We start from the raw sequence: 15,442 nt of genomic DNA on the forward strand, positions 1-15,442 counted from the left end.
CCACGAGCGCGAGGCGACCCGCAGACCCAAACCGCGCCGTCGCAGCGCGCCCGATGTCTGCCCTTTCACCCCGGGTCGAAGCTGTGTCGCCGGCAACCATCGCGGGAGCCGGGATGTCGCGCGCGGACAGAATCAGTGCGCATACGGGTGAGGAGCGCGACCTTGTTTTGCTTTCCTGAGTTTCTGTCACCGATGCTTTCGTGACGTGCGCCGCTCGCATAGGGGTGAGCGACGTAAGCGGCAATGGTGCCGACCGCGGGTTTGAATGCCGCGCTCATGCGGCTCGCATCGAACCACCTCGGGCGAGCGTCAATGTACAAGGAGTCGTGGCGATGAAAGCTCCTCAGCGTCCTCTGCGCATCGAGTTGATGGCGCCACTCTCGGGCGTACTGGTTCCTCTCGACACCGTGCCCGATCCGGTGTTCGCGCAGAAGATGGTCGGCGATGGCGTGTCGATCGATCCGACTTCGGATGAACTGCTATCGCCGCTTGCCGGCACGGTCACGCAACTCCATAGCTCGGCTCACGCCACCACGATCACCGGCGACAACGGTCTGCAAGTGCTGCTGCACATTGGGCTCGACACCGTGTTGCTGCGCGGCGAGGGCTTCATGCCGTTGGTCAAGGAAGGCGACACCGTCGCAGTGGGCACGCCGCTGATCCGCTTCGATCCAATCGTGGTCGGCGCAAAAGCGGCCAGCCTACTCACGCAAATGGTGATCGCCAATGGCGATCTCGTCACGCGCTACGTTCCCGCGAAAGGGCTCGTCGTCGCCGGCACCGACGTCGCGCTGTACGTCGAGCTAGTCGGCGGCATCGAGGACAAGGATACGGCCAGCGCCACCGGTGCGATCCTCTCCGGCGAGATCACGTTGCCGAATCCGGCGGGCCTGCACGCACGGCCCGCCGCGGTCGTCGCGGTCGAAGCGAAGAAATACAAGTCCGAGGTTCGGCTGCTGCGCGGCGACGCCAGCGGTAATGCCAAGTCCGTCGTCGCGCTCATGGGGCTCGCAACGAAGTTCGGCGACAAGCTGCGCGTCGAGGCCCGCGGTCCCGACGCGGCAGAGGCGGCCAGCGCGGTCGCGCGTCTGCTCGCCGAGGGCTCGGGCGAAAAGCCGGGCGATGCGCCCGCTCCCGCCGCGGCCGCGCCAACCGCACCGGCCGCGCCGGTGCCGGCACCGAACGAGGCGGCTCCCGCCGACACCGACGAATTCATCGGCGTATCCGCTTCGCCCGGGCTTTCGGTCGGCAAGATCGTGCAGTTCCGCCAGCAGGTCATCGAGGTGAACGAAACGGGCGAGTCGCCGCAACGCGAACGGGCACAACTCGAAGCGGCCCAGCATCAGGCGCGTCAGCAGATCGAGGCGCTCAAGGCGACGCTCACCGATCCGTCGAAAGCGCAGATTCTCGACGCGCATCTCGAACTGCTGGACGATCCTGATCTGAACGACGCGGCGATCGGCAGCATCAGCGCGGGAAAGGGTGCGGGTTTCGCGTGGCGCGAAGCATTCCAGAACCAGGCAAGCATGCTCGAAAGGCTCGACAATCCGCTGCTGCGCGAACGCGCCGGCGATATCCGCGACGTCGGCCGCCGGGTGCTCGCGCTGCTCGCCGGCGTGAAGCAGGCGCAGATCGACGTGCCGGAAGAGTCGATCCTGATTGCCGAGGAACTCTCGCCGTCCGACACCACGTCGCTCGATCGCAGCAAGGTGCTCGGCTTTTGCACGACGACCGGCGGCGCGACCAGCCACGTCGCGATCCTCGCGCGTTCGCTCGGCATTCCGGCGATCTGCGGTATCGACGCGCGCGCGCTGCAACTCGCGGACGGCACGCCCGTCGTGCTCGACGGTTCGCGCGGCAGCTTGCGGCGCAACCCGAACGCGGAGGAACTCGACAAGGCGCGCGAACGCATCAGCCGCCAGGCCGCCAAACGGGAAGTCGAAAAGCTCGCGGCAAGCAAGCTCGCGATGACGGCCGACGGCCACCGCGTCGAAGTCGTCGCGAATATCCGCAATGCGCAGGAAGCGCGCGACGCGGTCGCGGCCGGCGCCGAAGGCGTGGGTCTGTTGCGCTCGGAGTTCCTGTTCGACGCGCGCGACACCGCACCAACCGAAGACGAACAGGCCACCGAATATTGCGCCGTCGCCGAAGCGCTCGGCCGCGAGCGGACGCTCGTGGTCCGCACGCTCGACGTCGGCGGCGACAAACCGCTCGCGTATCTGCCGCTGCCGAAGGAAGACAATCCGTTTCTCGGTCTGCGCGGTGTGCGCGTGAGCCTGGAGCGTCCCGACATCTTCCGCACGCAGTTGCGCGCGATCCTGCGCGCGGCGCCGCTCGGCAATCTGCACGTGATGTTCCCGATGATCGCCACGGTCGAGGAAGTGCGCGCGGCGCGCAAGATCCTGCTCGAAGAGGCCGGCGATCGCGCGGCGAGCGTGAAGGTGGGCGTCATGATCGAAGTCCCCGCGGCCGCGCTGATCGCCGAGCCGCTCGCACGTGAAGTCGACTTCTTCTCGATCGGCACGAACGACCTCACGCAATACACACTAGCGATGGACCGTGGCCATCCGCAGCTCGCCAAGCAGGCCGACGCGCTGCACCCGGCGGTGCTGCGTCTGATCGGCATGACGGTCGACGGTGCGCACCAGCACGGCAAATGGGTCGGCATTTGCGGCGGCATCGCATCGGATGCGATGGCGGTGCCGGTGCTCGTCGGCCTTGGCATCGACGAGCTTTCCGTGAGCATTCCCGCGGTCGGTTCGATCAAGGCCCAGCTTGCGCGCGTGACGACCGAGGAAGCCAAGCAGCTCGCCGCGGAGGTGCTGCGTCTGGGCACCGCCGCGGAAGTCCGCGCGCATCTGTCGCGCTTTGCCGACTGAGCGGATCAACAGGAGATCAGCCATGTTCTCGCATGCCTTCGGAGTTTTGCAGAAGATCGGCAAATCGCTGATGCTGCCCGTCGCCGTGCTCCCCGTGGCCGGCCTGCTGCTCGGTCTCGGCGCCACCGACTTTCACGGTTACGTGCCGGCCGTCGTGCTCGCGCTGATGAAGAATGCGGGCGACGTGATCTTCGGCAACCTGCCGCTGATCTTCGCGATCGGCGTCGCTCTCGGCTTCACCGAGAACGATGGCGTCTCGGGCATCGCCGCAACCATCGGGTATCTGGTGATGACGGCCACCTTGGGCGTAATCGCCAAGATACAGGGCATCGAACCCGACACGATCATGGGCATACCGTCGATCCAGACCGGCGTGTTCGGCGGCATCCTCGCCGGTGGTCTGGCGGCATGGATGTTCAACCGCTACTACCGGATCACGTTGCCGCCGTATCTCGGCTTCTTCGCCGGCAAGCGCTTCGTGCCGATCGTGACCGCGATCGGCTCGATCGTGCTCGGCGCGATCCTGTCCTTCGTGTGGCCGCCGATCGGCAGCGCGATCAAGGCCTTCTCTCACTGGGCCGCGGTTTCGGACCCGCGCACCGCCGCGACGGTCTATGGTTTCGTCGAACGTCTGCTGATTCCGTTCGGTCTGCATCACATCTGGAACGTGCCATTCTTCTTCGAAATGGGCAGCTACCTCGACCCGACTACCGGCAAGACGGTTCACGGCGACATCACCCGTTATTTCGCGGGCGACCGAACCGCGGGCATCCTGGCAGGCGCGTTCCTGTTCAAGATGTTCGGCCTGCCGGCCGCGGCGATCGCGATCTGGCATTGCGCGAAGCCGGAGAAGAAGGTGGCCGTTGGCGGCATGATGGTGTCGGCCGCGCTGACTTCTTTCCTCACCGGCATCACCGAGCCGATCGAATTCGCCTTCCTGTTCGTCGCGCCGGTGCTTTACCTGATTCACGCATGCCTCGCGGCATCGGCGCAGTTCGTCGCGAACACACTCGGCATGCGCATGGGCTTCACGTTCTCGCAAGGCGGCATCGACTTTCTGATGTTCAACCTGATCGGCGGCAAGGCCACGCACGCGTGGTACGTGTTCATTCTCGGTCCGATCTACGCGGTGATCTATTACGGCGTGTTCCGCTTCGTGATCACGCGCTTCAACCTCAAGACACCCGGCCGCGAAGACGACACCGCGGACACGGCGCCGGTTGTCGCGAGCGGCGCGGGCGGACGATCGCGCGAACTCGTGCTCGCCTTTGGCGGCCGCTCCAATATCACGAGTCTCGACGCGTGCATCACGCGGCTGCGCATCTCCGTGAAAGACCCGGCGCGCGTCGACGAACACAAGCTCAAGGCACTCGGTGCCGCGGGTGTGGTGCGCGTGGGCAACGGCGTGCAGGCGATCTTCGGGCCATTGTCGGAGAACATGAAAACCGACATGCAGGACTATCTGAAGACAGCGGGCGCCGACGCGGATCTGCCGGCGGCCGGCGCGCCTCACGTGGAAGGCGCGGCGGCGACGGCGCCAGCGACTGCGGCCGCCTCGGTGCAAAGCGCGGCGCAAAGCCCGCCGCAAGAATCGGAGCAGGCGGAAAAGATTCGTGCGGCGCTGGGCGGCGCGGCCAACATCAGGAAGCTCGACGCGCTGGCGGCCACTCGATTGCGAGTCGAGCTATCGGACGCGTCGCGCATCGACGCGGCCGCATTGAAAGCGGCGGGCGTGGTCGCAACGCAAGCGTTGAAGAACGGCGCGGTCGATCTGATCGTGGGTCTTGGCGCGGGAAATCTCGCAGGCGCAATGCGATAGGAGCAGGCAGGTATCGTCGACACGTGCCGCGCGCTGCACCGCCTCGCAGCTAGATGGGCTCGACGCGTCCGCATGGCGCGATCCGGGCCGCGATCCGGGCCACGCGCCGGGCCACGCGCCGGGTCGCGTTCAGGTTCGCGGGACCTTGTTCCGGTTGATGAATAGCGCATCGAACGCGATACCTGCCTCGTGGATGCGCGAAGTCGCGTTGCTTTGTCTACTTATAGGGGGCGGCATGGAAGCAGTCAGAACCTTCCTCGAAAATCAGCCGCTGATCGCGCTTTTTCTGACCATTGCGCTCGGCTACCTGATCGGCGAAATCAATATCAAGGGTGTGGCGCTGGGCTCCGGGGCCGTGCTGTTCGTCGGACTGGCGCTCGGCGCGTTCGCGCCGAAATCCGCGCCGCCGGCGTTGCTGGGCACGCTCGGTCTGCTGCTGTTTCTTTATGGCATCGGCATTCAGTACGGCGCGCAGTTCTTTCGCGGACTTACGAGCCGGGAAGGCGCGAAGGCCAATACGGCCGCATTTCTGGGTGTCATCGCTTCGGGTCTCGTCGCGTGCGCCCTGATCCATTTCGGCATCACGCTAGCCGACGCGCTCGGGATGTTCGCCGGCAGCGGCACGAGCACGGCGAGCCTGCAGGTTGCCATCGCGTCGATGAAGAGCAGCAATGCCGCCGTGGCTTATAGCGTCACCTATCCGTTCGGCGTGGCCGGGCCGATTCTATTCCTCTATCTGCTGAACGCGACGCTCAAAGCCAGGATACCCAAGCCGCCCGCGAAATTGCTGGAGACTGCGGAAATCGCGCTGCGCAACGCCAGTCTGTTCGGTCTCAGGCTGTCGGAACTATCTACACGCTTGCCTACCGGCGTAGCGATAGCGGCCGTGCGGCGCGCGCATCACAATCAGCTGCCCACCGACGACTTCACGCTGCGCGCCGACGACGTCCTGCTTGCCACCGCCACCGAGCGCCGCCTGCTCGACGAAGCAACGGCGCTATGCGGCGAGCTACAGCCTGGGCGTATGACGAGTCATCGGGAAGACCTGGACTATATGCGCGTGTTCGCGTCGAGTCCGTCGGTCGTCGGCACGGCGCTCGGCAATCTACGCTTTCCGGATGGCGTGAACTGCGCGATCGCGCACGTGCGGCGCGGTGACGCCGATCTATTGTCGACGCCAGAGCTCATTCTCGAAGCAGGCGACCGCGTCGGCCTGCTCGTCAATAGCGCGCATCGGGCGACGGTCCGCGCGTTCTTCGGCGATTCGATCAAGGGCACGGCCGACCTCAGTTTCATCTGTCTGGGCATCGGCGCGGCAGCGGGGCTGCTGGTCGGCGCGATCCCGCTGCGCATGCCCGGCCTCGGCGCGTTCAGCATGGGTCTCGCGGCGTTGCTGCTGGTCGCGCTGTGTCTCGGCAAGGCGCGCCGCAACGGACCGTTCGTCTGGGTGATGCCGCTTTCGGCGAATCTCGTGCTGCGCAATCTCGGGCTCACGATCTTTCTCGCGCAGGTGGGCCTCTCTTGCGGACCGAAGTTCGTCGAGACCGTCGGCACCGCCGGACCGCTGCTGCTGCTTTTTGGCGTGATCACGCTGCTGGTGCTCGTCGGCGTCACGGCCGTGTGCTGCCTGTGGGTATTCAAACTGTCTTTCGACACGTCGGTCGGCGTGATCTGCGGCGCGACCGGCAATCCCGCGATTCTCGCCTTCGCCAACCGCATCGCGCCGACGGATCAGCCCGACGTGATGTACGCGATGATTTTTCCGTCGATGACCATCGTCAAGGTGCTCTTCGTGCAGATCGCCATCGCGATCGCAGCCGGGTAGACGCGCCTGCGCCTCACCCGACATCGGCGGCACGCATGAGAGCGCACCGCCACTGTCAAATGCGAAAAAGCCGCAACAGGCCTCGTCGCGAGACCTGCCGTGCTCGCGCTCAATGCCCCGCATAAATCGAACGCCCGCCAGCGGAGGCCACGGCCGGCGCACCCGAATCCGAACTGCCCTTCATCGACACGCCACCAACCGAGGCGCTTCCCGGCACCGCCTGTTGAGCCTGCTGCTGCGCGACGATGCCCTCGGCATGTTGAATGTCAGCGGGATAGTTGTATTCCGAAGCCGAAGGCCGATAACCCGCCTGCTCCAGACGAACGGCATCCGCCACTACCTGGGCGTGCGTCACCGGCGCGTCGGCGGTCTGTGCGAACGCGGCAACCGGTGCGGCCAGCGCGCAGGCAACGAGCATTGCGGAAACGAGTGCTTTCATGATGTTCACCTCTCAATGAATGGCCGCCGCATCGGAAGTGATGCCGCCTCAGCCGCCCTCGGCGATGTCGCGAAGGATTGGCTGCATTCTGGTCTCGCGGCGCTGACCCAAAGCTGACCTGTTGATTACGAGTTCGTTATCTGGGCGTCACGTCCATAGATGTCAAATCCGTAATGTCGAGGTCAGCACCGGGTAAGCGCGCAATCCCGATACTTGCGCCAACCTTGCCGCCTCGAGCGCGGCTCTCCCTGCCTCAACCCGGACAAGTCATGTGGATCGTCAAACTGGCTCTCAGGCGGCCGTACACGTTCATCGTGCTCGCCGTGCTGCTCTTCATCCTCGGCCCGCTCGCCGTCATGCGCACGCCCACCGACATATTTCCGAACATCAACATTCCGGTGGTCAGCATCGTCTGGAGCTACAACGGCTTCTCCGCCGAGGACATGGCGCATCGGATCACGTCGAACTACGAGCGTGCCCTCACCTCGGACGTGGACGACATCGAGCACATCGAATCGCAGTCGCTCAACGGCGTGTCGGTCGTGAAGGTGTTCTTTCATCCGGGCGCGGACATCAACCGCGCGATCGCCGAGGCGGCCTCGAATTCCGCGTCGATTCTGCGCGTCCTGCCGCCGGGCACGCTGCCGCCGAACATCATCACGTACAACGCCTCGACGGTGCCCGTGCTGCAACTGGGCCTGTCGAGCACGACTTTGCCCGAGCAGTCGCTTTATGACCTCGGCAACAGCTTCATCCGCACGCAGCTCGCCACGGTGCAAGGCGCGGCGGTGCCGCTGCCCTACGGCGGCAAGATCCGGCAGATCATGGTGCAGCTGGACCCGAAGGCGCTGCAGGCGAAGGGGCTCGCGCCGGTAGACGTCGTGAATGCCGTCAACGCGCAGAACCTGATCTTGCCGGGGGGCACCGCGAAAATCGGCTCGCGCGAGTACAACGTCGAGATGAACGGCAGCACGCAAACGGTGGCCGCGCTCAACGATCTGCCCATCAAGACCGTGAACGGCGGTGTGGTGTACGTGCGCGATGTCGCACACGTGATCGACGCTTACGCGCCGCAAACCAATATCGTGCGCGCCGACGGCAAGCGTGCCGCACTCCTCACCGTGGAGAAAACCGGCAGCGCCTCGACCCTGACGATCATCGACCAGGTCAAGGCGATGCTGCCGAAGATCGCCGCGGGCTTGCCGCACGCGCTGAAGATCACGCCGCTCGGCGATCAGTCGGTGTTCGTGAAGTCGGCGATTACGGGCGTGGTGCGCGAGGCGCTCATTGCCGCGTGCCTTACCGCCGCGATGATCCTGCTCTTTCTCGGCAGCTGGCGCGCCACGCTCATCATTGCCGTGACGATTCCGCTGGCCGTGCTCACCTCGCTCATCGCACTTGCGGCGCTCGGCGAAACCATCAACATCATGACGCTCGGCGGGCTCGCGCTCGCCGTCGGCATACTCGTCGACGACGCCACCGTTGCGATCGAGAACATCACGCATCATCTGGAACGCGGCGCCCCGCTGCACGACGCGATCCTCAACGGCTCCGGCGAGATCGCGGTGCCGACCTTCGTCTCGACCCTGTCGATCTGCATCGTGTTTGTGCCGATGTTTCTGCTTTCCGGTGTCGCGCGTTATCTGTTCGTGCCGATGGCCGAGGCCGTGGTGTTCGCCATGTGCGCCTCGTACTTCTTCTCGCGCACGCTGATTCCCACGCTCGCGATGTATCTGCTGCGCGCGCGCTCACGGAACACCGTACCCGCACGCGGTATAAGCGGTGCGATGACGCGCTTCCAGGGCGGCTTCGAGAAGCGCTTCGAGTCCCTGCGCAGCCGCTACCGGGCGATTTTGCAGGCCGCCATCGCGCAGCGCCGTCGCTTCGTCGTGCTGTGGCTCGCGCTCTGTCTCGGCTCGCTCGTGTTGTTGCCGTTCACTGGGCGCGACTTCTTCCCGGCAGTCGATACCGGCGAGATCCGGTTGCACTTGCGTGCGCCGACGGGTACGCGCATCGAGGAAACGGCCCGCATCACCGATCAGGTCGAAGCAAAAATCCGCAGCGTCATTCCGGCCGCCGAACAGGCCTCGGTCCTCGATAACATCGGCGTGCCGGTGAGCGGCATCAACCTCACTTACGATTCCTCGGATCCGATCGGCCCCGAAGACTCGGACATCCTCGTCACGCTCGCGCCGAAGCACGAGCCCACCGCGCAATACGTCGCGAAGCTGCGCAATGTGCTCGACGCGGCGTTTCCCGGCGTGAGCTTCGCGTTCCTGCCCGCCGACATCGTCAGTCAGATCCTGAACTTCGGCCTGCCCGCGCCGATCGACGTGCAGATCGTCGGCAACCAGCTCGCGCAGAACCGGCAAGTCGCGAACCACCTGCTCGATGAAATGCGCGGCGTGCGCGGGCTCGTCGACGCGCGCATCCAGCAGCCCGGCGACGAGCCCACGATCAACGTGAACGTCGACCGCACCAAGGCCATGCAAGCCGGCCTCACGCAGCGCGACGTTGCCCAGAACCTGCTCATCGCGTTGTCCGGCAGCTCGCAAACCTCGCCGAACTTCTGGCTCGATCCGAAGAATGGCGTCAGCTATCCGCTGATGACCGAGGTGCCGCAATACGACGTCCATTCGCTGCAAACGCTCGCCAATATTCCGGTGACCACGCAAACCGTGTCGGTCAATCCGCAGAACCAGCTGGGCACGCTCGGAACCGTGTCGCGCAGTTCGCAGCAAGCGGTCGTGTCGCACTACAACGTGCAGCCCGTGCTCGACATTTTCGCGTCGACGCAAGGGCGCGACCTGGGCGGCGTCGCGTCGGACGTGAACCGCCTCGTGGATGCCGCGCGGGCGCAGTTGCCGCCGGGCTCGTCGATCGTGATGCGCGGCCAGGTGCAATCGATGAACGCGTCGTTCAGCGGCCTCGCCGCAGGCCTCGTGTTCGCGATCGCGCTCGTCTACCTGCTGATGGTCGTGAACTTCCAGTCGTGGCTCGATCCGCTGATCATCGTGAGCGGCCTGCCGGGGTCGCTGGCCGGCATCGCATGGATGCTGTTCGTCACGCAAACCACCCTTAGCGTGCCGGCGCTGACGGGCACGATCCTCTGCGTGGGCATCGCGACGGCCAACAGCATTCTCGTCATCAACACGGCGCGCGAGTCGCTCGCCGCCGGCATGGCGCCGCTCGCCGCGGCGCTGGACGCTGGCTTCAGTCGCTTTCGGCCTGTGCTGATGACGGCGCTCGCGATGCTGATCGGCATGCTGCCGATGGCGCTCGGCCTCGGTGACGGCGGCGAGCAGAACGCGCCGCTCGGGCGCGCCGTGATCGGCGGTCTCGCGATCGGCACGCTTTCGACGCTCGTGTTCGTGCCGGTGATCTTCGGCATGGTGCACGGCTGGCTCGCGAAGCGCCGCGCCGCGCGCGACGCCACAGACGATGCGCGCGCCGCCGCAACCACTTACGTTGAATAAGGATTTCAGATGAACCCGCCTATTCCGCCCGAGGCTCGCGACGCCACGGCACAGCAATATGCGCGCGCCGGATCCGCGGCGCGTCGTCCCGGGCTCGCCATCGGCCTCGCCTGCGTCGCCGTGGTGTTGCTCGCCGCCGGCATCGTACCGCGCCTCGAAGCCCGTACGACGCAGGCACATCAGGTCGCAGCGCAACGAGAGCTGATCGTCTCGACGGTCACCGCTACGCGCGCGCCGACGACGCAAGACCTGCTGCTCCCCGGCTCGGTCACCTCCTGGGCCGACGCGTCGATCTACGCGCGCACGAGTGGCTATGTCCAGCACTGGTACGCGGATATCGGCGCGCACGTGAAGGCCGGCCAGACGCTCGCCCGGATCGACACTCCCGAACTCGACGCGCAGCTCCAACAGGCGCGCGCCGACGAAGCGACGGCCGAAGCGAACTATCGCTTCGCGAGCAGCACGGCACAGCGCTGGCAAACGATGCTGCAGACGCAATCGGTGTCGCAGCAGGACGCGCAGGCGAAAACGAGCGACGCCGCCGCCAGACTCGCCACGCTCCAGGCGGCGCAGGCCAACGTGGCGCGCCTGCAGGAACTGGTTTCGTACCAGCTGGTGACGGCACCCTTCGACGGCGTCATCACGGCGCGCAACGTGCAGGTGGGCGCGCTCGTCACGGCGGGCGGCACACCGGGGCTCGCCACGATGCCGGGCGAGCTGTTCCACATTGCCCAGACCGACCGGCTGCGCGTCTACGTCGACGTTCCGCAGGACGACGCGAGCCTCGTCGCACCCGGCACGGCGGTGTCGGTCACGACGCAACAGTATCCGGGCCGCCGCTTCGAGGCGAGCATTGCACGCAGTTCGAACGTGATCGACCCGGTGAGCCGCACGTTGCGCGTGGAAGTCGATGTGGACAATCACGACGGCGCATTGATGCCCGGCGCCTACGCGCAGGTGCATCTCGCGCTCACCACGGCGATGCCCGCGCTCGAACTGCCCGTGAGCGCGCTGCTGTTTCGCCCGGATGGCGTGACGGTCGCGGTGGTTGACGCTCACGACAAGGTGCGGCTTCGCAAGGTCACCATAGGCCGCGACTTCGGCACCTACGTCGAGGTCGCAACGGGACTCGCAGCGAGCGAGCGCGTGATCGACAACCCCGGCGACGCGATCGCCGACGGCCAAAGCGTGCGCGTGGCGACAACGGCCGCCCCGGACAGCAAGGCTTAGGCGATGAGATCCATCATGTTCGACAGCCCTGTCACGTCACTGCGCAGAATCGTCGCCGCATGCGCGGTAGCCTCGCTCGCCGCGTGCACGACGTTGCCGCATTACAGCGTGCCCTCGGTCGAAGTGCCCACGCACTTTGCGACGCAATCCGCCGCCTCCGGCTGGGCGGTGGCTTCGCCCGCCGATGCGAACCCGCGCGGCCCCTGGTGGACGCTGTTCGGCGATAGCGAACTCGATACGCTCGAAGCGCGCGTCGACGTGTCGAACCAGACCGTGCGTCAGGCCGTCGCCAACCTCGAAGCCGCGCGCGCGATGGTCGATTACCAGCGCGCGGGCTATGCGCCCACCGTCACGGCCGGCGTGGCGGCGCAGCGTTACCGCACCTCGCAGAATCTGATCGACCATTCGCTCGCGGGCCAGACGGTTCCCGACTATTCGACGGGCGTTACGGCTAGCTGGGAGCCGGACCTCTTCGGACGGGTGAAGGACGCCACCGTCGAGGCGCACGCCAACGCGCAGGCCAGCGCAGCCGATCTCGAGTCGGTGCGCCTCTCGGTCGCGACCCAGCTTGCTACGGACTACTTCGATCTGCGCACGCTGGATCGCCAGAAACGACTGCTCGATGACACCGTTACGGCCTACGCCGCCGCGCTGCGCATCGTGCAGCAGCAACTCGCCGACGGCGCCATCGACGCCTCCGCCGTCGCTCAGGCGCAAACGCAGCTCGAAAGCGCGCGCACGGCCGACAGCGACGTCGACGTGCAACGCGCGCAACGCCAGCACGCGATCGCGACGCTGATCGGCGTGCCCGCCTCGTCGTTCGCGCTGCCTGCCCAGGTCGAGCCGGTCGTCGTGCCGCCGATTCCGGCGGGCATGCCCGCGGCGCTGCTCGAACGGCGCCCCGACATCGCCGCGGCCGAGCGGCGCGTGGCGGCCGCGAACGCAAGAATCGGCGAGGCGCATGCCGCCTTCTATCCGGAGCTCACACTCTCCGCTTCGGCCGGCCTCGAAAGCACGTTCTTCGCGCCGTGGCTGAGCGCGCCGAGCCTGTTCTGGTCGCTCGGCTCGCAACTCGCGGGCACGATCTTCGACGGCGGCCGTCGCCATGCCACGCTCAAAGGCGCCAACGCGCAATACGACGCGGCGGTGGCCGGCTACCGGCAGACCGTGCTCACGGCGTTCCAGCAGGTCGAAGACAACCTGAGCGCGCTGAACACGCTAGCCGACGAAGCCGAAAGCCAGCAACGCGCAACGGCCGCCGCGCAACTCTCGCTCAAGCTGACGACCAATCGCTACCAGGCAGGCGCGGTGGACTATCTCGACGTGGTGACGGCTCAGACCATTGCGCTCACGAACGAGCGCAACGAACAGCAGATCGCCGGTCGACGGCTCGATGCGAGCGTGCATCTGCTCGAGGCGCTGGGTGGCGGATGGGATCGCGCGGCTTTGGCCGACCCGGGTACGACGCCTAAAGACGCGCGAACGTCAGGATGAATCGCGTGCCCGCCGCATCGCTTTCCGCGCGCGCCGAGCCGCCGTGCAGCGCCATGATCGTGCGCACGATGGCGAGCCCCAGCCCGGCCGAAGCGCCCGTGCGCGATTCGTTGCGCCGCGAGGCGTCGGCGCGATAGAAGCGGTCGAAGATGCGCTCCAATAACTCGGCGTCGATCGGGGCACCCGGATTCGTCACCGTGACCTCGACCGTCGTTTGCGTCTGGCGAACGCTCATCGTGATCTCGCCGCCGCGCGGCGTATAGCGCAACGCATTGGCAAGCAGGTTTCCGACGGCGCGCCTGAACAGCTCCTTATCCGCGCGCAGGCGACCTTGCCCGTCGACGCGAATCCGCACGCCCGCGTCCTCCGCGAGACCTTCGAAATAATCGGCGATCTGCGCGAGCGCCTCCTCGGCATCGAACTCTCCGAGCGTCGTCATGAACTGCGGGTGCTCCGCGCGCGCAAGGAATATCACGCTCTCGATCATGCGCGAAAGCCGTTCGCACTCTTCCAGATTCGATTCGAGCAACGCCTCGTATTCGGCCGTGCTGCGCACGCGCGTCAACGCGACTTCGGTCGCGCCGCGCAGGTTGCCGAGCGGCGTGCGCATGTCGTGCGCGAGATCGGCCGTGTATTGCGACATGCGCTCGAAGCCGCCGTGCAGACGGTCGAGCATCGCGTTCAGCGATTTCGTCAGTGCTTGCAGCTCGCTCGGCGCACGCTCGATTTCGATGGGCGTATCGAGCCGGTCGACCGTGACCGTGGCGGCCCGCGCCGCCATCTCGCGCAGCGGACGCAGCGACTCGCGCACCAGCAGCCAGCTCATCAGGAACGCGAGCAGCATGCCCGCGAAACCGAACGCGTAGAGCCGCTCGCGATAGCGGTCGAGCAGCAGCCAGCGGTCGGTCATGTCGCGCGCGATGACGATGGTCACCGGCGTGCCGTCGGTGAGCGCCGCTTGCGTGGCGAGTCCGCGCACCGGAACGCCGCGCGCGTTGTGCCATTCGACCACGTCGCCTTCGGTAATGCGTTGCGCCGAGCCGAGACGCCGCGCGAGCGCGGCTTGCGCAAATCCCGCATCGGCGATGCCTTGCGTGTTGTGCTCGATCAGCTGCGTGCCGCCCGCGTCGAGTATTTTCATGGATAGCGCCGCATGGCCGAGCACCTGACTCGTCAGCCTCTCCGCGTGCTCCCGCACGTCCTGCGCGCTGTGCAGTTCCTCCGCGAGGCGCCGCGTATGCCGCGCGATCAGCACGATGTCGAGATCGTCCTGCCGCTTGACCTCGCGATCGAGCGTGAAATAGAGCGTGCTGCCTACCAGCGCGAACACGGCCAGCGTCGTGCCGGCGAAACTCAGCGCAAGGGTGGCGGTCAGCGAACGCGCGGCCATCAGGCGGGCTCTTTGATTTCGGCCACGTAGCCCACGCCGCGCACGGTGTGGATCAGCTTGATGGGAAATTCGTCGTCCACTTTGGCGCGCAGGCGGCGAATGGCGACTTCCACCACGTTCGTGTCGCTGTCGAAGTTCATGTCCCACACGTACGAGGCAATCTGCGTGCGCGTGAGCACTTCGCCCTGGCGGCGCACGAGCAGTTGCAGCAGCGAGAATTCCTTCGGCGTGAGATCGATGCGCGTGGCACCGCGCTTCACGCGCCGGCGTGTGACGTCGACTTCGAGATCGCCAAGCGACAGCACGTCGCTCTCGCGCGGCGGACCGCGTCTGGCGAGCGTGCGCACGCGCGCGAGCAGTTCGACGAACGCGAATGGCTTGACGAGGTAGTCATCGCCGCCCAGCTCCAGGCCCTTGACGCGGTCGCTGATGTCGTCGCGCGCGGTGAGGAACAGCACGGGCGTGGTTTGCGTGGCGCGTAGTGTCTTGAGCACCGTCCAGCCGTCGATGGAAGGCAGCATCACGTCGAGCACGATCACGTCGTACGCCGCTTCCTTCGCGAGGATCAGGCCTTCCGCGCCGTCCGCCGCGACGTCCACCGCGTAGCCCGATTCCTCGAAGCCCTTCTTCAGGTAGGCGCCCGTTTTCGGCTCGTCTTCGATCACAAGGATGCGCATTGTCGTTCAACTTTCAGTGTGTTCGGTACGATTGTATGCGGTCCGTTCAGCGATGGGCTTTGTGGAGTTCATCAATTCAAGTCGCTTACGACACGAATTGATCGCTTTCAAGCCGATACGCGTTCATGAGTGGACCTGGCGGACGCAGTGTTGAAGACATTCCTGGTGGCGCAGTTGATGTCGGCGCGAATCTTGAAGCGTACGCTGCGATGC

Annotated in this window: 9 protein-coding genes; 6 read left to right on the forward strand and 3 right to left on the reverse strand. The window is 66.1% G+C overall.

Features of this window, described 5'->3' with window-relative positions; translation table 11 throughout:
- Nucleotides 1–332 precede the first annotated feature (332 nt).
- The 3 genes from ptsP to L0U84_RS32545 all read left to right on the forward strand — a co-directional run bounded on the left by ptsP (nt 333) and on the right by L0U84_RS32545 (nt 6,523).
- A complete protein-coding gene (ptsP, locus tag L0U84_RS32535; protein WP_233856153.1) occupies nt 333–2,879 on the forward strand; it encodes a phosphoenolpyruvate--protein phosphotransferase in 2,547 nt (848 codons plus the stop codon).
- Nucleotides 2,880–2,901: 22 nt separating this feature from the next.
- Nucleotides 2,902–4,698, forward strand: a complete 1,797-nt coding sequence (ptsG, locus tag L0U84_RS32540) for a PTS glucose transporter subunit IIBC (RefSeq protein WP_233856154.1) — start codon at nt 2,902–2,904, stop codon at nt 4,696–4,698.
- Nucleotides 4,699–4,933: 235 nt separating this feature from the next.
- Nucleotides 4,934–6,523 carry an aspartate:alanine exchanger family transporter gene (locus tag L0U84_RS32545; RefSeq protein ID WP_233856155.1) on the forward strand — a complete coding sequence of 530 codons (1,590 nt, stop codon included), beginning with the start codon at nt 4,934–4,936 and terminating at the stop codon, nt 6,521–6,523.
- 109 nt (nt 6,524–6,632) lie between these two features.
- Here the strand turns inward: L0U84_RS32545 and L0U84_RS32550 are convergent, their stop codons facing one another.
- Nucleotides 6,633–6,962 carry a DUF4148 domain-containing protein gene (locus L0U84_RS32550; protein ID WP_233856156.1) on the reverse strand — a complete coding sequence of 110 codons (330 nt, stop codon included), beginning with the start codon at nt 6,960–6,962 and terminating at the stop codon, nt 6,633–6,635.
- A gap of 269 nt (nt 6,963–7,231) precedes the next feature.
- Here L0U84_RS32550 and L0U84_RS32555 point away from each other — a divergent pair, with 269 nt between their 5' ends.
- From L0U84_RS32555 to L0U84_RS32565, 3 genes are read left to right on the forward strand one after another with little or no spacing between them, the layout of a single operon-like run.
- Nucleotides 7,232–10,438 (forward strand): efflux RND transporter permease subunit, encoded by a 3,207-nt coding sequence (locus L0U84_RS32555; RefSeq protein ID WP_233856157.1) that lies wholly within the window; start codon nt 7,232–7,234, stop codon nt 10,436–10,438.
- A 9-nt stretch (nt 10,439–10,447) separates the two neighbouring features.
- Nucleotides 10,448–11,668 (forward strand): efflux RND transporter periplasmic adaptor subunit, encoded by a 1,221-nt coding sequence (locus L0U84_RS32560; RefSeq protein ID WP_233856158.1) that lies wholly within the window; start codon nt 10,448–10,450, stop codon nt 11,666–11,668.
- Between the two features lie 15 nt (nt 11,669–11,683).
- On the forward strand, nt 11,684–13,162 hold the full coding sequence (locus L0U84_RS32565; RefSeq protein ID WP_233856159.1) for an efflux transporter outer membrane subunit: 1,479 nt from the start codon (nt 11,684–11,686) through the stop codon (nt 13,160–13,162).
- Here L0U84_RS32565 and L0U84_RS32570 read toward each other — a convergent pair.
- On the reverse strand, nt 13,137–14,552 hold the full coding sequence (locus L0U84_RS32570; protein ID WP_233856160.1) for a heavy metal sensor histidine kinase: 1,416 nt from the start codon (nt 14,550–14,552) through the stop codon (nt 13,137–13,139). The two genes, L0U84_RS32565 and L0U84_RS32570, sit on opposite strands and share 26 nt — an antisense overlap.
- Nucleotides 14,552–15,229 carry a heavy metal response regulator transcription factor gene (locus L0U84_RS32575; protein WP_233856161.1) on the reverse strand — a complete coding sequence of 226 codons (678 nt, stop codon included), beginning with the start codon at nt 15,227–15,229 and terminating at the stop codon, nt 14,552–14,554. The genes L0U84_RS32570 and L0U84_RS32575 overlap by 1 nt, the downstream gene beginning before the upstream one ends.
- Between the last annotated feature and the right edge of the window lie 213 nt (nt 15,230–15,442).

This window comes from Paraburkholderia sp. HD33-4 (assembly GCF_021390635.1).
In the GTDB taxonomy this organism is placed as follows: domain Bacteria; phylum Pseudomonadota; class Gammaproteobacteria; order Burkholderiales; family Burkholderiaceae; genus Paraburkholderia.

Excerpts from the sequence above, each read along its gene's own strand:
- L0U84_RS32565 (WP_233856159.1), top strand. The coding sequence starts at position 11,684 with ATGTTCGACAGCCCTGTCACGTCACTGCGCAGAATCGTCGCCGCATGC.
- L0U84_RS32575 (WP_233856161.1), bottom strand. The coding sequence starts at position 15,229 with ATGCGCATCCTTGTGATCGAAGACGAGCCGAAAACGGGCGCCTACCTG.
- ptsG (WP_233856154.1), top strand. The coding sequence starts at position 2,902 with ATGTTCTCGCATGCCTTCGGAGTTTTGCAGAAGATCGGCAAATCGCTG.
- ptsP (WP_233856153.1), top strand. The coding sequence starts at position 333 with ATGAAAGCTCCTCAGCGTCCTCTGCGCATCGAGTTGATGGCGCCACTC.
- L0U84_RS32550 (WP_233856156.1), bottom strand. The coding sequence starts at position 6,962 with ATGAAAGCACTCGTTTCCGCAATGCTCGTTGCCTGCGCGCTGGCCGCA.
- L0U84_RS32555 (WP_233856157.1), top strand. The coding sequence starts at position 7,232 with ATGTGGATCGTCAAACTGGCTCTCAGGCGGCCGTACACGTTCATCGTG.
- L0U84_RS32545 (WP_233856155.1), top strand. The coding sequence starts at position 4,934 with ATGGAAGCAGTCAGAACCTTCCTCGAAAATCAGCCGCTGATCGCGCTT.
- L0U84_RS32560 (WP_233856158.1), top strand. The coding sequence starts at position 10,448 with ATGAACCCGCCTATTCCGCCCGAGGCTCGCGACGCCACGGCACAGCAA.
- L0U84_RS32570 (WP_233856160.1), bottom strand. The coding sequence starts at position 14,552 with ATGGCCGCGCGTTCGCTGACCGCCACCCTTGCGCTGAGTTTCGCCGGC.